The sequence below is a fragment of the Streptomyces sp. SID13031 genome (assembly GCF_010548305.1).
In the GTDB taxonomy this organism is placed as follows: Bacteria; Actinomycetota; Actinomycetes; order Propionibacteriales; family Kribbellaceae; genus Kribbella.
The window spans coordinates 239,069-260,316 of the sequence record NZ_JAAGLV010000004.1 but is presented as its reverse complement, the minus strand read 5'-3'; the positions used below and the strand labels follow the sequence as shown (position 1 = coordinate 260,316).

At 69.1% G+C, this 21,248-nt stretch carries 25 protein-coding genes; 9 read left to right on the top strand and 16 right to left on the bottom strand.

The annotated features are described in order from the left end of the window. Positions 1-12: 12 nt before the first annotated feature. Together G3I17_RS11055 and G3I17_RS11050 are read right to left on the bottom strand one after the other, a co-directional pair. Positions 13-1,533, bottom strand: coding sequence for a leucyl aminopeptidase family protein (locus G3I17_RS11055; protein ID WP_164595873.1), 1,521 nt, complete (start codon positions 1,531-1,533; stop codon positions 13-15). A gap of 222 nt (positions 1,534-1,755) precedes the next feature. Beyond that, the gene (locus G3I17_RS11050; protein WP_012923066.1) at positions 1,756-1,923 is read right to left on the bottom strand and encodes a DUF3117 domain-containing protein; all 168 of its coding nucleotides are present in this window, start codon (positions 1,921-1,923) and stop codon (positions 1,756-1,758) included. 184 nt (positions 1,924-2,107) lie between these two features. Between G3I17_RS11050 and G3I17_RS11045 the strand changes: the two genes are divergently transcribed. Then, the gene (locus G3I17_RS11045; protein WP_164595872.1) at positions 2,108-2,935 is read left to right on the top strand and encodes a PaaX family transcriptional regulator C-terminal domain-containing protein; all 828 of its coding nucleotides are present in this window, start codon (positions 2,108-2,110) and stop codon (positions 2,933-2,935) included. 33 nt (positions 2,936-2,968) lie between these two features. Beyond that, positions 2,969-3,760 carry an enoyl-CoA hydratase-related protein gene (locus tag G3I17_RS11040; protein ID WP_164595871.1) on the top strand — a complete coding sequence of 264 codons (792 nt, stop codon included), beginning with the start codon at positions 2,969-2,971 and terminating at the stop codon, positions 3,758-3,760. Between the two features lie 69 nt (positions 3,761-3,829). Here the strand turns inward: G3I17_RS11040 and snpA are convergent, their stop codons facing one another. From snpA to G3I17_RS11000, 8 genes are all read right to left on the bottom strand, one after another. Then, entirely contained in the window at positions 3,830-4,495 is a 666-nt protein-coding gene (gene snpA, locus G3I17_RS11035; protein ID WP_164595870.1) for a snapalysin, read from the bottom strand. 283 nt (positions 4,496-4,778) lie between these two features. Continuing rightward, positions 4,779-5,339 (bottom strand): DNA-3-methyladenine glycosylase I, encoded by a 561-nt coding sequence (locus tag G3I17_RS11030; RefSeq protein WP_164595869.1) that lies wholly within the window; start codon positions 5,337-5,339, stop codon positions 4,779-4,781. Further along, positions 5,336-5,803 (bottom strand): SRPBCC family protein, encoded by a 468-nt coding sequence (locus G3I17_RS11025; RefSeq protein ID WP_164595868.1) that lies wholly within the window; start codon positions 5,801-5,803, stop codon positions 5,336-5,338. The genes G3I17_RS11030 and G3I17_RS11025 overlap by 4 nt, the downstream gene beginning before the upstream one ends. Next, on the bottom strand, positions 5,803-6,810 hold the full coding sequence (locus G3I17_RS39770; protein WP_239062436.1) for a DivIVA domain-containing protein: 1,008 nt from the start codon (positions 6,808-6,810) through the stop codon (positions 5,803-5,805). Before G3I17_RS39770 ends, G3I17_RS11025 begins: the two co-directional genes overlap by 1 nt. A gap of 77 nt (positions 6,811-6,887) precedes the next feature. Beyond that, entirely contained in the window at positions 6,888-7,757 is an 870-nt protein-coding gene (locus G3I17_RS11015) for a TIGR00730 family Rossman fold protein (RefSeq protein WP_164595867.1), read from the bottom strand. 53 nt (positions 7,758-7,810) lie between these two features. Continuing rightward, a complete protein-coding gene (gene dapE, locus G3I17_RS11010) occupies positions 7,811-8,872 on the bottom strand; it encodes a succinyl-diaminopimelate desuccinylase (protein WP_164595866.1) in 1,062 nt (353 codons plus the stop codon). Next, entirely contained in the window at positions 8,859-9,560 is a 702-nt protein-coding gene (locus G3I17_RS11005) for a VOC family protein (RefSeq protein WP_164595865.1), read from the bottom strand. The genes dapE and G3I17_RS11005 overlap by 14 nt, the downstream gene beginning before the upstream one ends. A gap of 74 nt (positions 9,561-9,634) precedes the next feature. Then, on the bottom strand, positions 9,635-10,234 hold the full coding sequence (locus tag G3I17_RS11000; RefSeq protein WP_164595864.1) for an ABATE domain-containing protein: 600 nt from the start codon (positions 10,232-10,234) through the stop codon (positions 9,635-9,637). A gap of 155 nt (positions 10,235-10,389) precedes the next feature. Between G3I17_RS11000 and G3I17_RS40640 the strand changes: the two genes are divergently transcribed. From G3I17_RS40640 to G3I17_RS10985, 3 genes are all read left to right on the top strand, one after another. Beyond that, on the top strand, positions 10,390-10,674 hold the full coding sequence (locus G3I17_RS40640; RefSeq protein ID WP_239062395.1) for a hypothetical protein: 285 nt from the start codon (positions 10,390-10,392) through the stop codon (positions 10,672-10,674). A gap of 20 nt (positions 10,675-10,694) precedes the next feature. Then, a complete protein-coding gene (locus tag G3I17_RS10990; protein WP_164595863.1) occupies positions 10,695-11,039 on the top strand; it encodes a TraR/DksA family transcriptional regulator in 345 nt (114 codons plus the stop codon). A 314-nt stretch (positions 11,040-11,353) separates the two neighbouring features. Then, on the top strand, positions 11,354-12,355 hold the full coding sequence (locus G3I17_RS10985) for a LacI family DNA-binding transcriptional regulator (RefSeq protein WP_164595862.1): 1,002 nt from the start codon (positions 11,354-11,356) through the stop codon (positions 12,353-12,355). A gap of 218 nt (positions 12,356-12,573) precedes the next feature. Here G3I17_RS10985 and G3I17_RS42060 read toward each other — a convergent pair whose 3' ends face one another. Continuing rightward, a complete protein-coding gene (locus G3I17_RS42060) occupies positions 12,574-13,326 on the bottom strand; it encodes a TipAS antibiotic-recognition domain-containing protein (RefSeq protein ID WP_164595861.1) in 753 nt (250 codons plus the stop codon). 172 nt (positions 13,327-13,498) lie between these two features. Between G3I17_RS42060 and dapD the strand changes: the two genes are divergently transcribed. Together dapD and G3I17_RS10970 are read left to right on the top strand one after the other, a co-directional pair. Further along, positions 13,499-14,437 carry a 2,3,4,5-tetrahydropyridine-2,6-dicarboxylate N-succinyltransferase gene (gene dapD / locus G3I17_RS10975; protein WP_164595860.1) on the top strand — a complete coding sequence of 313 codons (939 nt, stop codon included), beginning with the start codon at positions 13,499-13,501 and terminating at the stop codon, positions 14,435-14,437. Between the two features lie 94 nt (positions 14,438-14,531). Then, entirely contained in the window at positions 14,532-15,509 is a 978-nt protein-coding gene (locus G3I17_RS10970; protein ID WP_164595859.1) for a hypothetical protein, read from the top strand. Between the two features lie 94 nt (positions 15,510-15,603). On the opposite strand, the gene fdxA is transcribed toward G3I17_RS10970, so the two are convergent. Next, on the bottom strand, positions 15,604-15,930 hold the full coding sequence (fdxA, locus tag G3I17_RS10965) for a ferredoxin (protein WP_164595858.1): 327 nt from the start codon (positions 15,928-15,930) through the stop codon (positions 15,604-15,606). Positions 15,931-16,252: 322 nt separating this feature from the next. On the opposite strand from fdxA, the gene G3I17_RS10960 reads away from it, so the two are divergent. Continuing rightward, positions 16,253-16,990: a GNAT family N-acetyltransferase gene (locus G3I17_RS10960; protein ID WP_164595857.1), complete on the top strand. Its 738-nt coding sequence runs from the start codon at positions 16,253-16,255 to the stop codon at positions 16,988-16,990. Positions 16,991-16,999: 9 nt separating this feature from the next. Beyond that, complete coding sequence (locus tag G3I17_RS10955; RefSeq protein WP_164595856.1) at positions 17,000-17,431, top strand: type II toxin-antitoxin system PemK/MazF family toxin; 432 nt, start codon at positions 17,000-17,002, stop codon at positions 17,429-17,431. Between the two features lie 71 nt (positions 17,432-17,502). Here G3I17_RS10955 and G3I17_RS10950 read toward each other — a convergent pair whose 3' ends face one another. The 4 genes from G3I17_RS10950 to G3I17_RS10935 form a co-directional block, all read right to left on the bottom strand. Continuing rightward, positions 17,503-19,293 carry a VanW family protein gene (locus G3I17_RS10950; protein ID WP_164595855.1) on the bottom strand — a complete coding sequence of 597 codons (1,791 nt, stop codon included), beginning with the start codon at positions 19,291-19,293 and terminating at the stop codon, positions 17,503-17,505. A gap of 65 nt (positions 19,294-19,358) precedes the next feature. Next, positions 19,359-19,874, bottom strand: a complete 516-nt coding sequence (locus G3I17_RS10945) for a flavin reductase family protein (protein ID WP_164595854.1) — start codon at positions 19,872-19,874, stop codon at positions 19,359-19,361. Between the two features lie 67 nt (positions 19,875-19,941). Next, entirely contained in the window at positions 19,942-20,853 is a 912-nt protein-coding gene (gene mshB, locus G3I17_RS10940; protein ID WP_164595853.1) for an N-acetyl-1-D-myo-inositol-2-amino-2-deoxy-alpha-D-glucopyranoside deacetylase, read from the bottom strand. A 67-nt stretch (positions 20,854-20,920) separates the two neighbouring features. Beyond that, positions 20,921-21,217, bottom strand: a complete 297-nt coding sequence (locus tag G3I17_RS10935) for a LuxR C-terminal-related transcriptional regulator (protein ID WP_239062394.1) — start codon at positions 21,215-21,217, stop codon at positions 20,921-20,923. Between the last annotated feature and the right edge of the window lie 31 nt (positions 21,218-21,248).

Here is a 21,248-nt window from a genome sequence, read left to right as displayed (position 1 = left end):
GCGCCCGACGGATCAGCCGATGCCGGCGGTCGGGGTCTCGCCGGTGAGCCAGGTGGTGAGGAGGCGGGCGCCGGCACCGGTCGCGCCGAGGGAGTACTCGAGTTCGTCGCGCGGGGACTCCGCGATGCTCGACAGGTCGAGGTGGGCCCACGGCAGGTCGCCGGCGAACGGCTTCAGGAAGAGCGCGGCGGTGATCGAGCCCGGTCCTTTCGAGCTGTTCACCGCGTCGGCGATCGGCGTGGAGATCAGGTCGGCGTACACGTCGGGCAGCGGCATCCGCCACAGCCGCTCGCCCGATACCTCACCGGCGCCGGTCAGCTGCGCCGCGAGGCCGTCGTCGGTGGCGAACAGCCCGCCGTACAGCATCGATCCGAGCGACACCTTGATCGCACCGGTCAGCGTCGCGATGTCCACGACCACGTCAGGCTTCAACTCGCTGACCGCATAGGCCAGTCCATCAGCGAGCACCAGCCGCCCCTCGGCGTCAGTGTTCTTGACCTCGGTCGTCCGCCCGCCGTAGTGCCGGATCACGTCGTCCGGCCGGTACGCCGCTCCCGAGGGCATGTTCTCCGCCGAGCAGATCAGCCCCGTGACCTTGACCTGGGCCCCCAGCTCGCGCAGCGCCGACAGGGTCGCGATCACCGAGCCGCCGCCGGTCATGTCGCGCTTCATCGACACCATGCCCTCGCGCGGCTTCAGCGACAGGCCACCGGTGTCGTAGGTGATGCCCTTGCCCACCAGGACGACGTACGGGGTGTCCTTGGTCGCGCCCTCGGGGATGTAGTCGAGGCGGATGAGCCGCGGCGGCGAGGCCGAGCCCTGGCCGACCGCGAGGATGCCGCCGAAGCCATCGGCCGCGAGCTGCTTCTCGTCCCAGACCGTCACCGCCAGGCCGGTCTGCGCGGCCAGCTCGGTGGCGCGGGCAGCCAGCCAGACCGGGTCCTTCTCGTTCGAGGGGGTGGTGGCGAGCTCGCGGGCGAGCCAGCCAGTCCGGCCGATCACCAGGCCGCGCTCCAGCACGGCGGCGCGGTCGGCGTCCGTACCGTCGGTCAGGACGATCCGCTCGACCAGCGGCTTGCCCACGTCGACCGTCTTGCGGGTGAACGTGAACGATCCGAGCGCGACGCCCTCGGCGAACGCCTGGAGCGCCTCGTCGTCGATGCCCTCGGCAACAACGGTGGTCAGCTCGTCCTTGCCGCGGCCGAACCGGGCGATCGCCGCCCCGGCGTGTCGCAGCGCCGTAGCGGACCCGTCGCCGGCGCCGGCCAGCAGCACCTCGGCCACCTCACCGGTCAGCAGCGGGTACGCCGCGGTCGCGCCCGCCGCCGCGCTGAACCCGGCCTCGCGCTGTACCTCGAGCAACCGGCCGAGGTCGACACCGAGCCGCTCACCGGCTTCCTTGGCAGCGACCGGCAGACCGGCCTCGCCGACCACGATCACCCAGGTCCGCGACCCGTGCACGGGGAGCCCGGGCTGCCAGACGACGGCTGGCAGGGTCGGGAAGATCTTGCGGGCGCTGCTGCGGCGAGCCACCTGGCATCCTCACTGTTCGATCAAAGTCTGTGGGTGTAACGGTAACGACCCCGGCCGGTGCCGGAAACGGCACCCACCGGGGTCGTGGAGTGGTTACTGGTGCGCTCACTGTGCGCAGTGTCGGGAGTTGCGTTAGCGATAGCGGTGTCCAGGTGCGTGCCTAGGCACCGGTAGCGCAACGGAACTCCCGACACTGCGCACGAGCACACCGCGGAGATCGGATCAGCCGACAACAGCTTTGAGCGCGTTCCCCAGCTCGGTCGCCTCATCGGCGTTCAGCTCGACGACGAGCCGACCGCCGCCCTCGAGCGGAACCCGCATCACGATGCCCCGGCCCTCCTTGGTGACCTCGAGCGGACCATCGCCCGTCCGCGGCTTCATCGCCGCCATGCGCGCACCCCTTCCCTCATTGGATACTGCCCTCTTCGGTGTTGAGCGACGACACCACGCGGGCCCTCCGTCGCCGGCGCCCGTGCGGTGATGCGCCGTCGGCGCGCATCGCAAAGTGTGTATCTCGACCCATTATCCCCGATCCCGGGCCAGAGCCGTGCACCATACGGCAGACTCAGGTCTCGTGCACGCTCGTTCAGCCCTCTTCGACCTGTACGGCGACCACCTGCGCGCGCGTGGAGCGCGCGCACCGGTGGCCGCCCTGGTTCGGCTGCTCGCCCCGCTGGGCGTGCATCCACCGGCCGTCCGGACCGCCGTGTCGCGGATGGTCCGGCAGGGCTGGCTCGAGCCGGTCCGGATCGACGGGCAGCCCGGTTACGGGCTCACCTCCCGGGCGCGTCGCCGCCTCGACGACGCCGCCGTCCGGATCTACCGCACCGGCTCCGATGCCGACGGCACCGACCTGGCCGACGGCCAGGGCACCGGGCCCGGCGACTGGGACGGGCACTGGCATCTGGGCATTCTGCGCGAGGTGCCGAACGCGCGCCGCCGCGAGCAGCTGGCGAGCCAATTCGCCTTCCTGGGTTGGGCTCCGCTGTCGGATGCCGCCTGGGTCGGCCTGCGCAACGACGCCGAGGTGGACCAGATCCTCGACCTGGAAGGGATCGCCGCGGACCGGTTCCGCGCGCCGGTCGACGACGACGCGGCCGAGTTCGCCCGCCGGGTCTGGAAGCTGGACGAGCTCGGCGCGTCGTACGCCTCCTGGCTGAACGAGGCGAAGGCGCTGGCCGAGAGCGCGGCCGGGCAGGTCACCGACGAGCAGGCGTTCGCCGTCCGGTCGGAGCTCGTACACGAGTGGCGCAAGTTCCTGTTCCTGGATCCGGGGCTGCCGGCCGAGCTGCTGCCCGCGGACTGGGCCGGCACCCGGGCCGCCGCGTTCTTCGATTTCCACGCCACCCGGCTGGGCCACGCGGCCGGGCGTTTCGTGGACAACTGTCTGACTGTTCACTGATGTGTATTCACCGAGTGTTTGGAGCCAGCGACGATGAGTGACTCAGTCCTGTACGACGTGACCGCGGGCGTCGCCACGATCACCTTGAACCGGCCGGACGCGATGAACGCGTTCGACACCCCGACCAAGGTGGCGCTGCGGGACACCGTCCAGGCAGCGGCCGCGGACGATGCCGTCCGGTGTGTCGTGCTGACCGGTACCGGGCGCGCCTTCGGCGTCGGCCAGGATCTGAAGGAGCACATCGGCCTGCTCCAGGCGAACGACACGGACGCCCTGTGGAGCACGGTCCCCGACCACTACGCGCCGATCGCGCTGGCGCTGGCCGAGATGCCGAAGCCGGTGATCGCCGCGGTGAACGGGGTCGCCGCCGGCGCCGGCGCGTCGATGGCCTTCGCTTGCGACTTCCGGGTGGTCGCCGAGACGGCGGGCTTCAACTTCGCCTTCGCCGGGATCGCGCTGTCCTGCGACACCGGGATCTCCTGGACCCTGCCCCGGCTGATCGGCCAGGCACGCGCCACCGAGTTGCTCTACTTCCCGCGCACGATCCCGGCGGCCGAGGCGCTCACGCTCGGGCTGGCGACTTCCGTAGTACCGGCTGAGGAGCTCGCTGCGGCGACGAGCGAGCTGGCGACCCGGCTGGCGAACGGGCCGACAGTGGCGTACGGCTCGATCCGGCAGTCGATCGCGTACTCCGCGACGCACACGCTGGCCGAGTCGCTCGCGTTCGAGGCCGGCAAGATGCAGCTCACCGGCGACACCGAGGACCATCGCAACGCGGTCGCCTCCTTCGTCGCCAAGGAGAAGCCGACCTTCAACGGTAGGTAGAGCTTCAGACAGACCGCGGCCCGGAAACCCACCTGAGGATTTCCGGGCCGCGGCTGTCTACGGGCGGGGTCAGCGAATGGTCTGGAAGGTGCTCAGACCGGTCTTGCCGTTGGCCCACAGCTGGTTGACCCGGCTGCGCTCAGCCGAGTTCGGGTTGGCGTTGGTGCAGGACGTGCCGGGGCCGCCACCGGACATCAGCTCGCTGCACGGACCGGAGTAGTGGTCCGGCAGACCGAGCACGTGGCCGGTCTCGTGGGCGACGATCCGGGTCTTGTTGTACTGCTGCGACTGGGCGAAGTCGATGAAGATGTAGCCCCGGCCGTGGCCGTTGGTCGACGCGTAGGAACCACGGGAGTCGTTGCCCTGCGTGTAGTAGAAGTCGTACGCGCCGGTGGTCGCCTGCAGTTTCACGTTGGCGACCGAGGAGTTCCAGATCTGCGTCGACTGCGCGATCTGGCTGGCGAAGTTCGGCGCGTTCACCCGGTACCGGACGGTGACCACGGCGAGCTTGTTGCCGCTCGCGGCCTGCTTGGCCGTCGCGGACTTCATCACCGCGTCGTAGAAGGCCTTGTTCGCTGCGGCCTCCTGCGGCGAACCGGCGTACGACGAGACCGTGGTCGCCGGGGCCGGCTCGGGCGCGGGGGCGGCCGTCGCCGTGCCGGCGGCGAAGGCGGAGACGCCGAGAGCGGTGGTGGCCAGGACGGCCAGGGAGGACAGGATCTTGCGTTGAAGCATGGGCGGGCCTCATTCAGATCTGGGGCGGACAGCGATCGGCGGACTACCGACCGCGACTGACCCTGGAAGTGATACCAACAGGCGGCATTTTCCGCACCACGCCGGGAAATAACCGAGGGTATTCCTGCGCGTACTCTTCGTTCACTTTGAAAACCTGCCGGGTATCCCGGCGTTTGAGCCAGACCGGGGCGGTGGGGCGGGGCAGATTGGGTACCGCTCCCAGACCCCGGCAGGACTAATCGCCTCAGGCGTCCGTTGTCTGTGCGCCGACCACGGGTAGGGGTCAGCGGGCGATGCAGTCGGCGAGGTGGTCGTTGACGATGCCGGTGGCCTGCATCAGCGCGTAGCTGGTGGTCGGGCCGATGAAGACGAAACCCTTCTTCTTCAGGGCTTTGGACATCGCGACGGACTCCGGCGTGGTGGCCGGGACGTCGGCGCTGGTCTTCGGGGCCGGGCGGTCGGCGGGCTGGAACGACCAGAGCAGGTCGGTCAGCTCGCCGGGCTCCAGCTCGAGCAGGGCGCGCGCGTTGGCGATCGTGGCGTTGACCTTGAGCCGGTTGCGGACGATGCCCGCGTCGGCCATCAGCCGGTCGAAGTCGTCCTGCCCGTACGCCGCCACGCGCTCCGGGTCGAAGTTGTCGAACGCCTTGCGGAAGTTCTCCCGCTTGCGCAGGATCGTGATCCAGGACAGCCCCGATTGGAAGCCTTCGAGCGTCATCCGCTCGTACAGGCCGTGGTCCTCGCGGATCACCTTGCCCCACTCGTCGTCGTGGTACGCGATGTACTCCGGCGCCGAGGTGGCCCAGCTGCAGCGTGGCCGGCCGTCCGCGCCGATCACGGTCATCGCGCGACCACGGCGGCGAGGCGCTTGAGCGAGATCCGCATCATCAGCTCGAACGCGGGGCGGATCAGCGGCCACGCCGTACTACCCAGCCGGCCCAGCGGCGGGATGACGTCCTCGGACCAGACGAAGGTGCTGCCGGTCGGGTTGCTGCCGGTGGGGTTGCTACCTGCTGAGGGGGCGCGGATGGCGAAGGTACCGGTGCCGCGGACGATCGTGCCGAGGTGTTTCACCGTGCACTCGCGCGGTGGATCCCAGTGCGTGATGACCATGTCGTCAGTGAATCCCAGCGGACCGACACTTGTCCGCGCCGCGACTCCCCCGCCGACTCCCTGACCGTCCTGGCCGGTGGCCCAGACGCGCGTGAACAGCATCCAGGCGGACTGGCCGTTCCAGTCCATCACCACGTCCCAGGCGGCCTGTGGGGCCAGCGGGAGGTCGACCGAGGCTTCCGCGTGACAGGACATCAGTTGGGTCGCTGTACTGCGCTCACGTCGGGGGCAGCACTGTGGCGGCCTCGCGGCTGCCCGTCCTCGCCCTCACCCGCCTCGTCGTCCGCTGCCTGTTCGTCGGCTGCCGGGGTCGGGTCCGTGGCGGTGCCTTCGGGGTACTCGGGCGGTGGCTCTTTCGCCTCGAACCAGGACTCTTCCGGCTCGTGCGGGTGGACCAGCTCCTGCAGCATCGGCGGGAGCGGCACCGGCGACTGGGGCTGACCGTCGAGCACCGAGGTCGGCTCCACCTCCTCGAACCACGGCTCAGTCACTGGCTGCGCTGGGGGCGCGGCCGGCGGGGTCAGTGCGTGAGGCTCCGCGAGCACATTCGGGGTCGCCACCGTGGTGGCTACTGCGTCGGGCTGGGTTTGCTGTTCAACGTGCGGGTCGGCCTGAGGCTGGGTACCCACCTGCGCCTGCGGCTTGGCGGGAGCATCAGTTGCGCTGGGTGCCTCGGCGGCGGTTGTCGTCTGCGGGTCCGCCGCTGCCGCCAGGGGTGCGGTTGGCTCGGGTTGCGGCTCCGCCTGGGCGGGGGCCTCAGTGGCCGCAGGTGCCTCTGGTTGCGGGGGCGCAGCCGGCTCTGGGTCGGGGGTTGGGAAGTTGCCGCCGACGAGGATGGGCTGGTTGAAGCCGGTGTCCTCGAAGTCGGTGGGGTGGTAGTCGGCGCGGGCGGTGAAGCCGGCGCCTTCCGGGCCGTGGATGATCGGGCTGACAGCTCGCTCGAGGTCGGCGATCCGGCGGTCGCGTTCGGCGACCTCCCGGGCGACCCGTTCGAGCAGGGTGTCCACCTCGTCCATCCGGTACCCGCGCAGGCCGACGCCGAAGCGGGCCGTCTCGAGATCATCCGCGGTGAGCGCTTGCCGCGCCGGCACCGTCAGGTCCGGCCGGTCGTCGTACGCGGGGGCCATCGCACCCCACCGCCCGGACGCAACGACGGCAACAGCTCCGATCAGGAGCACGACTATCAGCCCGAAGAACCACATCACGTGACCGATCGTGCCATGCCGACGGACAACCCCGCACAACCACGGGCCGGTCGCCCGTTGTCAAGAGCGAGTTTTCAGCTCCCGTCCGACCCGAGCCGGCGCACCTCGCGCCGCTCCCGCGCCTCCGGACTGTCCGCCTCGGCGACGTCCCGGGCAGCCACCGCCGCCGCTTCCTCAGCCGCCGCGTCGGCCATCTCCCCGGCCTTCATGATGTAGCTGATCGCCTCGTCCACATCGTCGGTGATCGTGAACATCTCCAGGTCCGCCGACGAGATCTTGCCATCGGCAAGCATCGTCTCGCGCAGCCAGTCGGCCAGCCCGCTCCAGTACGACGTGCCGAAAAGCACCACCGGGAACGACGTGACCTTGCGCGTCTGCGCCAGCGTGAGCGCCTCGAACAGCTCGTCCAGCGTGCCGAACCCGCCCGGCATCACGACGAACCCCTGCGCGTACTTCACGAACATCGTCTTGCGGGTGAAGAAGTAGCGGAAGTTCATCCCGATGTCGACCCACTCGTTCAGGCCGTTCTCGAAGGGCAGCTCGATCCCGAGGCCGACCGACACGCCACCCGCCTTGGAGGCGCCCTTGTTCGCCGCCTCCATCACGCCCGGTCCACCACCGGTGATCACCGCGTAACCGGCGCCGACGAGCTTGCGCCCGAACCGCTCCGCCGCGGCGTACATCGGATCCTCGGGCTTGGTCCGCGCCGAGCCGAAGACGCTGATCGCCGGCCCGAGCTCGGCCAGCATGCCGAACCCCTCGATGAACTCCGACTGGATCCGCAGCACCCGCCACGGATCGGTGTGCACCCAGTCCGACGGGCCGCGGCTGTCCAGCAGCCGCTGCTCGGAGGTCGAGTGCTGCACCTGGTTGCGGCGCATCACGACGGGCCCCCGCTGCTGCGAGCCCTGCGGACGGTCGGGGGTGCTCGATGGTTCTGCCATATCCCCAGGTTAGTGCGGCGAGCGACCGCTGACCCGCCGAAACGGGCCGCGCCCTACGACGTCAACCAAGTCCTCAACCGCTGTTCACACTGCTCGATCTCCGCCTCGGGCACGAATTCCTCCTGCTTGTGCGCGAGCAGCGGATCCCCCGGCCCGTAGTTCACCGCGGGAACCCCGAGCAAGGTGAACCGCGCGACATCGGTCCAGCCGAACTTCGGCTTCGGCTCGCCCCCGACCACCTGCAGGAACGCGGCGGCGGCCGGCCGGTCCAGCCCGGGCAGTCCACCCGGCGCGCTGTCGGTCACCACCACGTCGAACCCGGCGAAGACCTCCCGCACATGCGCCTCGGCCTCCGCCTCCGACCGGCTCGGCGCGAACCGGTAGTTCACCGACACCGTGCACAGATCCGGTACGACGTTGCCCGCGACCCCGCCGCTGATCGCGATCGCGTTGAGCCCCTCGCGGTACTCCAGCCCGTCGATCGGCACCCGGCGCGGCTCGTACGCCGCCAGCCGGTCGAGGATCCCGCCGGCCGCGTGGATCGCGTTCTTGCCCATCCAGGAGCGCGCCGAGTGCGCCCGCTCGCCCTTCGTCGTCACCTCTGCCCGCATCGTCCCCTGGCAGCCCGCCTCGACGACCGCGTTCGACGGCTCCATCACAACGGCGAACACGCCCTGCAGGTACTCGGGGTGCGTCTGGGTCAGCTTGAAGAGCCCGTTCTGCTTCGCCTCGATCTCCTCGCAGTCGTAGAAGACGTAGATGAGGTCGCGGTTCGGCTCGGTCAGCGTCGCGGCCAGCCGCAGCCCGACGGCGACGCCACCCTTCATGTCACAGGCGCCGAGCCCGTGGATCAGCCCGTCCGCGCGGCGGGCCGGCAGGTTGTCGTTCAGCGGGACGGTGTCCAGGTGCCCGGCGATGACGATTCGCTCCGCGCGCCCCAGCTCCGTCCGCGCGACGACGGTGTTGCCGTGCCGCGTGACGGTCAGATGCGCGTACGCCGAGAGGGCCGACTCGACCGCGTCGGCCAGCTCCTCTTCGGTCCCGCTGACTGACGAGACGTCGACCAGCGCAGTACACAGGTCGGGGCCGGACAGGGACAGATCAAGCTTCGCCATCAGAAACCTCTGCAATAACTGGAAGGAATACGCAGAACTCGTTGCCCTCGGGATCGGCGCAGACGTGCCAGCCGATCGTGTCGTCCTTGGGCCGCAGCAGTCTCGCACCCGCGGCGAGCACGGCGTCCAGGCCGTCCGCCGTGATGTCCCAGTGGATCCTGTTCTTCACCGTCTTCGGCTCCGGCACGGGGTTGAAAACCCAGTACTTGAACGGCAGGCCGGGCACGTCCTCCAGCCAGTACCACGGCTTGCCCGGATCGTGCCCGACCTCGCCACCGACCACCCCGGCCCACCAGCGCGCCTGCGCCTCGGGGTCGGTCGAGTCCACCGCCAGCTCCATCAACCTGTACTCCGGGAGCTTCTCCCGGACGAACCCGCAGAACTCGCCACCCTCGGGATCGGCCAGCACCGCCCAGTGCTGCCGCTCCGAGACCGGGCTCAGCACGGTCGCCCCCAGCCGCTCGAGGTCCCCGATCGCGCTCGTGTGCACATCCAGGTGCACCCGCTGCTTCACCGTCCGCGGCTCGGGCACCCGGTTGAGCCAGATCGTCTTCTCCGGCCGGTCCCCGACCAGCACCTCCGGGTTGTCGGCAGGCGACGTCAGGCCGAGCAGCTGCCCCCAGAACGCCGTCATCACGCTCGGAGACCCCACATCGATACAAAGATCCTTGAAGCGCCCCAGAGTCATACCTCAGAGGCTAATCGTCTCCACTGACAATCCGTGGCAGGACGACTACTGGACGACCACCGGGCGGCTACTGCCTACCCGGCGTGCTTGCGCTGGTAGTGGCGGTTGACCCGCTCGCGATTGCCACACGACGGCGAGCACCAGGTCTGCCGCGGATCATCCTGAAGGAAGTACTTCACGCACCGGGCAGCCGGACACGCCCGCAGCCGGTGACGATCGGGCCCGGTCAGGAAGTCGATCCCCGAACGACCGACCGCACCCACCAAAAGCTCGAGCGGCCCCGACGACCCGGCGGACCATCGCGTCACCGGCTCGCCCTCCTCAGGCCAGTCCAGCTGAGCAGTGCCGAGCCCGTCAGCCGCCTCGTTCAACAGCCGCAGCGCTTCAGCCGGCGCCAACAGCCTGCTGGCGTCTGCCTTGCTGGGCGGCGCCGGGCTGACCACTCGCGCAAACAACGACCGCACCGCCCGCCGTACGCCGGCAAGCCGCTCCTGTACGCCACCGTCGACCGTGATCAACGTGGAATCAAAGGACCGGCCGAGCACCCCCTCGACCAGCGGACCGTTCGCCCGGATCCACTCCCGCGTCCCCTCGACCGTCGCCAATCCGTCCGCGACCCCACCCTGCCCGTCATGCCGGACGGTCGCGGCGAGTTCGAAGGCCAGCACGCTCATGGCAAGAGACTCTACTATCATTTCTAACGGCAAGTATGGATCTAGCATTAGGTGGTTCGAGTGAAACCCGATGTCGAAGGATCGGTGGCCCGGCTGAACGCAGTACTGGCCGGCCTTGATGACCAGGCCGTGCGGGCGCCGTCCGGGTTGCCGGGGTGGTCGCGGGGACATGTGCTGACGCATCTCTCGACCTCGCCCTGGAGCCGACCTCCGACGACTGGGCGGACGAGTTCTGCCTCCATCTGCTGGACTTCCTCCGGCCTCGCGTTCCCGACGGAACCCACCTGATCCTCGACGCCGTCGACACCCGCTGGGAGCACGGCGCCGGCGAAGACCTCGTCCTCACCGGCACCCTGACCGACCTCACTGCCTGGCTGGCCGGCCGCGCCACCGTCTGTCCCGTCGCCGGTCAGCTCCCCGAGCTCAACCCCTGGCCCTGAATCGAGCAACAATCGGAGCCATGCGACCGGATCCGGAGTTGCGCGCGGCACTCACCGCCGACCGGGCCGGTACGGCGGAACGCATCGTCGCGCTCACCGCGGACCTGGAAGCGATCGTGGAAGCCTCCCGGCTGGTCGCGACCGACGACGAGCACGACCCCGAGGGCGCCACGATCGCGTTCGAGCGCTCCCAGACGAGTACGTTCCTCGACGACGCGCGCAAACGCCTCGCTGATCTCGACGGCGCGCTCGAGCGGCTGGCCACGGGCGACTACGGGCAGTGCGAGGCCTGCGGCAATCCGATCGCCGCCGGCCGCCTGCTCGCCCGGCCGAGTGCGCGAACCTGCATCACCTGCGCGAGCTGATCAGTCGACACCTTCACCCAGCCGGATGAAGGTGTCCCGGCACGATCAGCCCGGCGTAACTGTCGAGCAGACCGAGCTGCTTGACTCCTTGGCAATCGATTTCTCACCACGCACGAGCGAGGGCTGGGACGGTCAGGGTTTCAGCGGTCAGCTGCTGGCTCAACTGGAGGTAACCGGCTTATTTTGAACAAGATGCAGCCGTTGACACTGTGACGCTGAACCGGCTGAACCGTCACCATTTCCGATCGGGCGCCAATCCTCATGAGATCCTTGGGCCGTCCAGACGGCAGTTTGGCCTCGAGCGGGGAGCGAGCATGACGACGATCTACGACGTCGCGCGTAGATCTGGTGTTTCGCCGGCCACCGTGTCGCGGGTGCTCAGCGGCCGCCGGAACGTGGATCCCCAGCTGTCCGAGAAGGTCCGCGCGGCGGTGGCGGAGCTCGGCTACCGGCCGAACGGCGTGGCCCGCAACCTGCGCCGCGCGAGCACGAACCTGTGGGCCGTCGTCATCGCCGATATCGAGAACCCGTTCTTCACCTCACTGGTGCGCGGGCTCGAGGACGTCGCGCAGACCGAGGGCTATCACGTCGTCCTGTGCAACTCCGACGAGGATCCGGCCAAGGAAGCGGCATACGCGTCGGCGGTGCTGACCGAGCAGATGGCCGGGGTGGTGATCTCCCCGACGTCGACCGCCGAGGGCATTCAGCTGCTCGACGAGGCGAAGACGCCGATGGTGCTGATCGACCGCCGGGTCGAGGGCGTCGAGGCGGACACGGTCCTGGTCGACAACGAGCACGGCGCCGCCGAGGGCGTGAAGCATCTCATCGACGGCGGCTACCGCCGGATCGCCTGCATCACCGGCCCGCGGCGGGTCAGTACGGCGATGGACCGGCTCGCCGGTTACCGCGCAGCACTCCGCGGCGCCGGCATCGGCTACGACAAGGACCTGGTCCGCCACGCCGACTTCCGCGAGGCCGGCGGCTTCGCGGCGATGGAAAGCCTGCTGGACCAGCCCGAACCCCCCGAAGCCCTCTTCGTCACCAACAACCTGATGACCGTCGGCGCCCTCGAATGCCTAGCCAAACGAGGCCTCCGAGCCCCCGACGACATCGCCGTGGTCGGCTTCGACGACATCCCCTGGGCCGACCTGGTAGTCCCCTCCCTAACCACAGTCGCCCAACCCACATACGAGGTGGGCCGCACCGCAGGCCTGCTACTGAAAGACCGGATAGCCTCCCCCGGCCGCCCCCCATCCACAGTCACCCTCCGCACAGAACTCCACATCCGAGCCACCTCAGCCCCCAAAAAAACCTGACCCGACGTTGCCGAGAGCAACAGCTCTGTGTGCCGGCGAAGCGCCTGCCTGTGGTGGTTGAGGGGAAACTAACTTGCACCTGGCGACAAAAAAGTTCCCACTCAACTCTGATGCCGCGCCGAATCGGGGCCGCGGTGCGGATCCCGGGCCGGGCCCGAACGTGGGCACCGCCGCTCGCCACAAGCTGAACCGCTCGGCCATCGTCCGCCCCTGATACTTCAGCCGGGCAGTTCGGTCTCCGCGTAGACGGTCATCGCGTCGCGCAGGTACTCCACGACACTGTCGTCGCCGCCCCCGATGGTGCGCCGGAAGCGCTCGTCGTCGACATACATTTGCCCAAGTCCCTTGTAGGCTTCACGATCCGGCGTCCAGAACAAGCCGGTCACCTCGTAGTGCAGCTGGATCAGGTCCTGCACGCTCGGCTCCCGCACGTCTACTCCTTCCGCCTTCAGCGCCGCGATCGCCTCATGCACCCGTGGGTACCCCGTGCGCGCGAACTCGGCGTCCTGCTCGCTCCAGCCCCGCATCCGTTCGTAGCCGGCGTCCACCCGCTCATCGCCCCAGCGCTCGCGCGCCTCGGCTTCGTACGGGTTGTGTTCGAAGCCCTCGAAGACCTGCTCTGGTTTCATCTCGTCTCCTTCCCGGAGGTTGCCGATGGTGGAGTCGACGGTCCGGATCAGCTGCCCGAGGCGCAACTGCTCGCGCAGCAGCCACTCCTTGTGCCGGCCGAGCACCTCGATCGTGCTCGCGCTGCTCCGCCGTTGCAGCACTTCGGCGACCACGCCCAGGCTGAGCCCGAGATCACGCAGCAGGAGGATCTGCTGCAACCGGAGCAACTGCTCCTGCTCGTAGTACCGGCGGCCGTTCGGCGCGGTCCGGGCCGGGATCAGCAACCCGATCGCGTGGTAGTGCCGCAGTGTGCGCGAGGTGACCCCCGAATCCCGCGCCACGTCGGCGATCGACCAGGCCACCGTCACCTCCACCCTCCGCGGCCGGTCCTTCCGGCCACACGAAGGACGGTAAGGGCTGCCACTACGTCAACTTCAAGCTTAATTAATGGGGTGGAGGAGGTGGAGTGTTTCCAGCCCTGATCCACTGGCGACCCCCCGCCGCCGGTTTTCGGGCGTCTGGCAGGCTTCGGGTATGACTGAGAACGCCACTCGCGCCTGGGGCTTCGGCCTCGCCACCGTCACCGCCTCGGGCACTGTGCTCGATGTCTGGTACCCGGCCCCCGAACTGGGCGAGGCGCCCGAGGGCGTGCAGGCGCCGGCCGAGCTGGTCGCTGCCGAGGGCAACGACGACCTTCGCCAGGTACGCCGTACCGTCGTGCAGGCCGCGATCACGCTCGACGAGGCACCGGCCGACACCGCCGACGCGTACCTGCGCCTGCACCTGCTCTCGCACCGGCTGGTCCGCCCGCACGGCGTCAACCTGGACGGCATCTTCGCCGCCCTGCCGAACAACGCGTGGACGTCGCACGGCCCGGTCCCGGTCGAGGAGATCGAGAAGGTCCGGCTGCGCGCCCGCACCGCCGGGCTGCACCTGTCCGTGACGAGTGTGGACAAGTTCCCGCGGATGACCGACTACGTCGTACCGTCCGGTGTCCGGATCGGCGACGCGGACCGGGTCCGCCTGGGCGCGCACCTGGCTTCAGGGACCACGGTCATGCACGAGGGCTTCGTGAACTTCAACGCGGGCACGCTCGGTACTTCGATGGTCGAGGGCCGGATCGTGGCCGGCGTGGTGGTCGGCGACGGCAGCGACATCGGCGCGGGCGCCTCGATCATGGGCACCCTGTCGGGCGGCGGTAAGGCCGTCATCTCGATCGGCAAGCGCTGCCTGCTCGGCGCGAACGGCGGCATCGGCATCTCGCTCGGCGACGACTGTGTAGTCGAGGCGGGGCTCTACGTAACCGCCGGTACGAAGGTCACGCTGCCCGACGGCTCCGTGGTGAAGGCGCGCGAGCTGTCCGGCCAGCCCGGCCTGCTCTACCTGCGCAACTCCGTCAGCGGCGCGGTCGAGGCGCGGCCGCGGCAGGGCGAGGGCATCACGCTGAACGAAGCCCTGCACGCCAACGCGTGAAAGCTCACGCCAACCAAGACGAGGGGCAGCACGTCATACAGAGCGTGACCCGTCTCCAGGAACCAGTACCCCGTGCCCGCACGTTGGGACCGGTATGCCGATGAAACGTGGCGCTCTGGTCGCAGTGGGAGCAGTGGGTGCCTTCGCTGTTGCCGTCGGCGTGGGGATCAACTGGATCAGCGGCAAGGAATTCGGCCCGCTGCTGCCGCCCCGCGAGCAGTGCGAGGCGACGGTCAGCACCGGGAGCGTAGTACTGGACCTGGAGCAGGCTGAGTCCGCGGCGATCATCGTCGGGATCGCGGTCCAGCGTGGGCTGCCGTCCCGGGCTGCGACGATCGCCCTGGCGACGGCGTACCAGGAGTCCGGGCTGCGGAACCTGGCGCATGGGGACCGGGACTCGCTCGGCCTGTTCCAGCAACGGCCCTCGCAGGGCTGGGGGACGGTCAAGCAGGTCCAGGATCCGCACTATGCGGCGGGCAAGTTCTACGACGCGCTGGTGAAGGTGAAGAACTACCAGAAGCTCGCAGTGACGGTCGCAGCCGACCGGGTGCAGCGGAGCGCCTTCCCCAACGCCTATGCCGACCATGAGGCGGACGCCCGGGTGCTGGCCAGCGCGCTGACCGGCCAGTCGAAGGCCGCCCTCAGTTGCACGGTCGACACCGCGTCGATGCCGGCCGAGACGATGGGCAAGAACGGGCTCACGCCGCGCGCCGAGACGGTGCGCAAGGACCTGGTCACCACCTTCGGCAAGCTGTCCACCGGCGGCTACCAGGCCGGCGGCGTGACAACCGGCCACATGGAGGGCTCGGCGCACTACGACGGCCGCGCCGTGGACGTCTTCGTGAAGCCGATCTCGGCGGCGAACACGGTCAAGGGCTGGGCGATGGCGCAGTACCTGGTCGCCCGCGCCGATCACCTCGGCATCCGCACCGTCATCTTCAGCGACAAGATCTGGACCGCCGGCGGCAGGTCGGACGACGGCTGGCGCGACTACACCGCCCCGGACCGCCCCGGCAACAAGGACACCCTCCGCCACCTGGACCACGTCCACGTCGACGTCATCGACAGCTGACCAAGGACCGCCGTACCGTTGCGCGACCGAAGCGGGCGAGGAGCACGGAACGCCCGGATGGTCGGTTGACCGTCCGGGCGTCCGTGGAGAGCTGTTACTCGTCGTGCTCTTGCGGCGGGAGGGCGGCGATGAGGGGGTGATCCTTGTCGATCTTGCCCATCTTGGAAGCGCCGCCGGGCGAGCCGAGGTCGTTGAAGAAGTCGACGTTCGCGGTGTAGTAGTCCTTCCACTGCTCCGGGGTGTCGTCTTCGTAGTAGATCGCCTCTACCGGGCAGACCGGCTCGCAGGCTCCGCAGTCGACACACTCGTCCGGGTGGATGTAAAGCATCCGATTGCCTTCGTAGATGCAGTCGACCGGACACTCCTCGACACAAGCGAGGTCCTTGAGGTCAACACACGGCTGCGCGATGACGTAGGTCACTGGTACTCCTCCTATAGCCAGCAGGCGCAGCGGACTGGGTGCTGCGGTGCGGTGTTCCCGATGCTCATATGGTGGTGCGGCTACCTAGTATCACGGTAGTACCAGCCCCACTCTGCCAGGAGTCCGCATCGTGTCAGGCCTCAGCGCCCGTGATATCGGCCACCGTGTCGTGGTCCGCCACCGGCTTCCGGGCGGCCAGTCGACGGATGTGATCGGGGTACTGCAAGCGTACGACGCGGGTTGGCTGGTGGTCCGGCACTCTGACAGTACGCTGCACCGGGTCCGTTTGCAGGACGTCTCAGCAGCCAAACGGATCCCACCGATGCCCCTGCGACCCGTGGACGTCGAGCAACTCTTCCTCACCACTGCCCTCGGCCGCCCTGCGGTAGAGACCTCGTACGTCGGCCAGTGGCTCCTGCGAGCCTCAGATGGCTGGACCGGCCGCGCCAACTCCCTCCTGCCCGCCGGAGACCCCGAGATGCCGGTCTCGGAGGCTGTAAAGCGTGCAGAGGCGTTCTACACCGAGCGCGGCCTCCCACCGCTGGCCATGGTCCGCCTGGGCAGCCCCGTGGCTCAGGAGCTCGGCCAGGTCGGCTGGGTCGACGCCCGCCCGGAGCAGGCGGACGTACAGGTCATGCACACGACTCTTGACCTGGTGAATGCGGCGCCGGACTACGAGGTCACCGTCAGCGACAAGCCTGACGCAGCCTGGTACGAGGCTGCGTTCGAAGGCCCTGTCCCGGCTGCGGCGCCGGCTGTGATGGAGGGCGCCCCCAAGGCAGCCTTCGCCTCGGTGGAGCTGGACGGCGACGTCGTCGCGGTCGGCCGCGGCTCGATGACGGGCCACTGGCTGGGTGTGGACGCGGTGCGGGTCCTTCCGGAGTACAGGCGCCGTGGGCTCGCCACAGCGGTCCTACAGGGCCTCGCACGCTGGTCCGGGCAGCTGGGCGGTCGCCGCAGCTACCTGGAGGTCGTAGAGGACAACAAGCCCGCCATGACGACCTACATCAACCTCGGCTACGCCACGGCCTACCGCTACCGCTACCTGACGAACCAGTAGGGTCGGCGCATGGCTGAGGTCGCGCGACCGGAGTACGCCGGTGACTACGAGGGCACCGTGCATGTCGAGTACACGCCGCACCCCGACGACGGCGTCGCCGATCCGGGCGAGGTCGTGTGGACCTGGGTGCCCTTCGAGGAGGACCACCACCGCGGCAAGGACCGGCCGGTACTGGTCGTCGGCTCGGACGGGCCGAACCTGCTCGCGCTGATCCTGACCAGCAAGGACCACGACCGCGACGCCGCCGACGAGGCCCGCTGGGGCCGGGTCTGGCTAGACATCGGCAGCGGCCCGTGGGACACCGCCGGCCGCAACAGCGAGGTCCGGCTCGATCGCGTACTACGGATCGACCCCGCCGAGGTACGCCGTGAGGGCGCCGCGATCGGCGAGGACATCTTCGACCAGGTGGCCGCCAACCTGCACGACCTGCATCGGGCCTGACCCCAGAGCAGCCTCAAGCCTGACGACAAAGGGCCGCCCCCGACGGGACGGCCCTTCTCGCTAGTGCAGGATCAGCTCGGCGGCCGGGGTGTGGTGCCCGTCGACGGCTTGCCCATCCCCGGGTTGCCGGGGCCTGGCGGGGTGCCTGGCGGCGGGGGCGTCGGCGTACCGGGCTTCGGGCCGCAGTGGATCGTGTCGGCCGCGTTGTAGTTCGTGGTGAACGACTCGGTCTTGACCCGCGCGCCGTTCTTCGCGAAGTACCGGTAGATCTTGATGTCGAAGCCACCCGTCGGCGACTGCGGCCGGCAGTTCGCGGCGGTGTCGTAGACGACGCCGGGGCCGCGGAAGTTGGTCCGCTCGGACTTGCCCGCGGTGATGTCCCAGACCTTGGTGCCCCAGATCTTCACCGTCAGGGTGCCTTGCCCACCGGGCTTGGCCGCGGTGAAGATCGTCTGCACGTAGATCCCGTTACCGGAGTCGTTGAGGAACTTCAGGTCGACCGACGGCCAGGCCACGGTCGCCTCGCGGCCGACCGGGTAACGGTCGATGTAGACGCTGTGCGCCTTGTGCTCGACATCCTTCAGGCCGGCGAAGAAGGCCGCGTTGAAGGTCGTCGTGGCCGACTGCGAGACACCGCCGCCGAGGTCCAGGACGAACTTGCCGCCGCTGATGATGTTGCCGTCGGTGAAGCCGTTCTCGCGGGTCCGCTCGCCGACGACCTTGTTCAGGCTGAACGTCTCGTTCGGCTTCAGCAGCGTGCCGTTGATCTTGCGGGCGGCGGTGCCGATGTTGACGTTGCGGTACTCGGCGTACGGGAAGTGGGTGGTGAACTCCCCCATCACCTCTTTGATCCCCAGCGCCGCGGCGGCCTCGGTCGTGACGGTCGCCTTGGTGTGCGCCAGGCCGACCGCGGCGGTGCGCTGACCGGCCGGCTTCGGCAGGATCGCGAGGATCGCCGGCACCACCTTGTCGCGCGCGACCACCATGCCGTCGACGGCGGGGATCACCTTCACCTTGCCGGCCACGACCCCGATCGTCGCGTCCTTCGGCAACGTCTCGAGGGTCTTGAACCGCTCGGCGAACAGCGGCTCGAGCAGCTTGGCGTTCAGGCTCGGCGTGAATCCGCCGTCCTTGGCGACCAGGGTCAGCGCGGGAGCGAGCTCCTCGGGCTGCAGGTCGGCGCTCTTGTCCCCGACGGTCAGCCGGACCGGCCCGGACATCGCCGGTACGGCGTACTCGGTCATCGCCTTGTCGATGGCCTCGGTACCGGCCTTCGGCTTGGTCACGCTGACCTGGAGGTCCTTCGGGTTGCCGTCCGACGGGAAGCCGGACACGACCGTCTCGGTGGCCTTGCCGTTGTCCAGCTCCAGCCCGTCGGCGGACGGGTGCTGGACGGCCCTGGCCTTGACGAAGGTGATCGTGCCCTCGGTGGCGGGGCGGTTCACCCGGCCGGCCAGGGTGTCGATGGCGGCCTTCAGCTTGCCCTCGTCCTTGGCGACCACCGGCTGGATCGCGTCGCCGCCGGAGATCGCCCGCAGGATCCGGGCCGGGTTGAGGCTGCGCCCGGCACCCGCCGCGGCGACGGTGGCGTCCACGTCGAGCGTGAGGCCGGCGTCAGCGGGCTTCACCTGGTACGTCGATTCGCCGGCCTTGACCTTGATCGGCAGCACCAGGCGATCCTTCAGCCCGGCCTGCAACTTCGCCTTCGCGTCTTGCTCGGACAGTCCGCCGAGCGGAATGCCGAGTACGGTCGTATCCCCCGGGACCTTGTCGCCGGTCAGCGCGAACGCCAGACCGTAGACGATCACGAGCACCCCGAAACCCGCCGCGGCGATAATCCCCGCGAGCTGTTTTCTCCCCACCGGACAGAGTCCTCCTGCTCGTAACCATGTAACAGCAACGGCACAGACTACAGGACAGGGCAGAGTTAGCTGCCCTTGAGTGCCCTGTACTGGCCGTCGTAGTAGATCAGTGCTGTGGGGTCATCCGGCTGACCTGAGCCGAGGCTCAGAACCTCGCCGACGACGATCGTGTGGTCGCCGCCCGGATAGGTCGCCCAGGTCCGGCACTCCAGCCAGGAGAGCGCTCCCTCGATCAGCGGGCAGCCCGTCTTCGGCCCGGCCTGGGTGGCCACTCCATCGAACTGCCCGTACAGGTCTCGCCCCGACTTGGCGAACCGCCCGGCGAGCTCCCGATGGCTGTCCGTCAGCACCGACATGGCCCAATAGCCACAGTCCAGTACTGCGTCGTGCATCCGGACCCCGTGATCCACACACACCAGTACCAGCGGTGGATCCAGCGAGACCGAGGTGAACGCGTTGGCGGTCATCGCGTGCGCGACCCCACCCTGCAACGTGCTCATGATCGTGATCCCCGACGCGAACCGCCCCAGCGCCGCACGGAACTCCCCGGACTCGATGCTGCCCTCGGGATCCGTTGTCACCCCAGCAGCCTAAGACCCGAAGAAGGTTGACGCCTCAACTCACCGTGTGGAACCTGTCACTGCGCCGTCAGAGGCCGGCGAAGAGGTCTGTTTCCACTCCGTCGGGGCCGGGGGCGGCGGTGCCCTTGACCAGGCGGTAGGCCTCGCTGCCCCAGATGCCGAGGCCGTTGTTGTTGGAGAGGGCGAAGAACGGGCCGTCGACGGTGATCTGGGTGGCGTGCGCCTTCATCGCGTTCATCTTGCGGTCGATGAACGCATCGCCCACGATCACGCAGTCGACCAGCCGGTCCGGCGTGATCATCACGGGCATCGGGCCTTCGGGATCCATCCCCTCGAAGGTGGTGGTGTCACCGGAGTCGCGGAGGCTGCGCAGGCTCTCCCGCATCCTCGACTCGGCCATCGCCATCCAGTAGATCTTCGCGACGTCCCAGGCCTCGCCCAGGTCTTCCCGGTACGACGGTGCCGCGGCCAGGGCAGCTGCGTACGTCGCCACCCGGTGCGCCTGGATGTGGTCCGGGTGGCCGTAGTTGCCGTACTGGTCGTAGGTGACGAGCACCTGCGGACGGACCTCCCGGATGACCGGGACCAGGTCGTTCGCCGCGGCCAGCAGGTCGGCCCGCCAGAAGCTGTCCGGCCGGGTCTCCAGCGGGACGGTGGCGTTGCCCTCGTCGTCGTAGATCATCCCGGTATCGCGGTACTTGCCCGCGCCGCCGAGGAAACGGTGGTCGGTGACGCCCAGCTCGTCCATCGCGGCGGCCAGCTCGCCGATCCGGTGCTTGCCGAGCCCGTCGTCCTGGTCGGCCGCCAGGTGCTCGAGCTCCGGGACCAGCACCTCGCCTTCCTCACCGAGGGTGCAGGTCACCAAAGTGACCAGGGCACCCTCGGCGACATACCGCGCCATCGTCACGCCGTTGTTGATGGTCTCGTCGTCCGGATGGGCATGGACCAGCAGCAGGCGGCGGTCGGGAAGTTCACTCATACCGCCAGCCTACGTTGGCCGGCGGACAGTCTCCCGCGCTGTTACTGGCGCTTTCCCGTCCCGGTCCTCAGCCGAACCGGCGGACCAGCAGACAGCCTGCCTGGAAGCGTGACCTGGCGCCCAGTCCGGCGATCAGCGCACTGATCTCGGCCCGGACGGTGCGGAGCGAGAGTCCGAGCTGCCGCGCGATCGCGGCGTCCTTGGCGCCCGTGGCCATCAGCCGGCCGATGGTGACCTGGCGGCCGGTGAGCTCGTTCGCCTCCGCCGGCGCCTCGCGGCGGGAACCCAGCTCGTACACCTCACAGAGAACCTCCGGTGCGAAGTCCTCGCGTCGCACCGCAGGAACAGCCTGGTAAACCGACATGCACATCTCCTCCCCAGTCGTCGTGCGATCC

Bases quoted from the DNA above. Each gene is read 5' to 3' on its own strand.
- G3I17_RS10960 (WP_164595857.1), top strand. From the start codon at position 16,253: ATGCCCCTGCGACCCGTGGACGTCGAGCAACTCTTCCTCACCACTGCC.
- dapE (WP_164595866.1), bottom strand. From the start codon at position 8,872: ATGGCGAAGCTTGATCTGTCCCTGTCCGGCCCCGACCTGTGTACTGCG.
- G3I17_RS10955 (WP_164595856.1), top strand. From the start codon at position 17,000: ATGGCTGAGGTCGCGCGACCGGAGTACGCCGGTGACTACGAGGGCACC.
- G3I17_RS39770 (WP_239062436.1), bottom strand. From the start codon at position 6,810: ATGTGGTTCTTCGGGCTGATAGTCGTGCTCCTGATCGGAGCTGTTGCC.
- snpA (WP_164595870.1), bottom strand. From the start codon at position 4,495: ATGCTTCAACGCAAGATCCTGTCCTCCCTGGCCGTCCTGGCCACCACC.
- dapD (WP_164595860.1), top strand. From the start codon at position 13,499: ATGACTGAGAACGCCACTCGCGCCTGGGGCTTCGGCCTCGCCACCGTC.
- G3I17_RS11050 (WP_012923066.1), bottom strand. From the start codon at position 1,923: ATGGCGGCGATGAAGCCGCGGACGGGCGATGGTCCGCTCGAGGTCACC.
- G3I17_RS11040 (WP_164595871.1), top strand. From the start codon at position 2,969: ATGAGTGACTCAGTCCTGTACGACGTGACCGCGGGCGTCGCCACGATC.
- mshB (WP_164595853.1), bottom strand. From the start codon at position 20,853: ATGAGTGAACTTCCCGACCGCCGCCTGCTGCTGGTCCATGCCCATCCG.
- G3I17_RS10970 (WP_164595859.1), top strand. From the start codon at position 14,532: ATGCCGATGAAACGTGGCGCTCTGGTCGCAGTGGGAGCAGTGGGTGCC.
- G3I17_RS11005 (WP_164595865.1), bottom strand. From the start codon at position 9,560: ATGACTCTGGGGCGCTTCAAGGATCTTTGTATCGATGTGGGGTCTCCG.
- G3I17_RS11000 (WP_164595864.1), bottom strand. From the start codon at position 10,234: ATGAGCGTGCTGGCCTTCGAACTCGCCGCGACCGTCCGGCATGACGGG.
- G3I17_RS11030 (WP_164595869.1), bottom strand. From the start codon at position 5,339: ATGACCGTGATCGGCGCGGACGGCCGGCCACGCTGCAGCTGGGCCACC.
- G3I17_RS10985 (WP_164595862.1), top strand. From the start codon at position 11,354: ATGACGACGATCTACGACGTCGCGCGTAGATCTGGTGTTTCGCCGGCC.
- G3I17_RS11025 (WP_164595868.1), bottom strand. From the start codon at position 5,803: ATGTCCTGTCACGCGGAAGCCTCGGTCGACCTCCCGCTGGCCCCACAG.
- G3I17_RS10990 (WP_164595863.1), top strand. From the start codon at position 10,695: ATGCGACCGGATCCGGAGTTGCGCGCGGCACTCACCGCCGACCGGGCC.
- G3I17_RS11015 (WP_164595867.1), bottom strand. From the start codon at position 7,757: ATGGCAGAACCATCGAGCACCCCCGACCGTCCGCAGGGCTCGCAGCAG.
- G3I17_RS10935 (WP_239062394.1), bottom strand. From the start codon at position 21,217: ATGTCGGTTTACCAGGCTGTTCCTGCGGTGCGACGCGAGGACTTCGCA.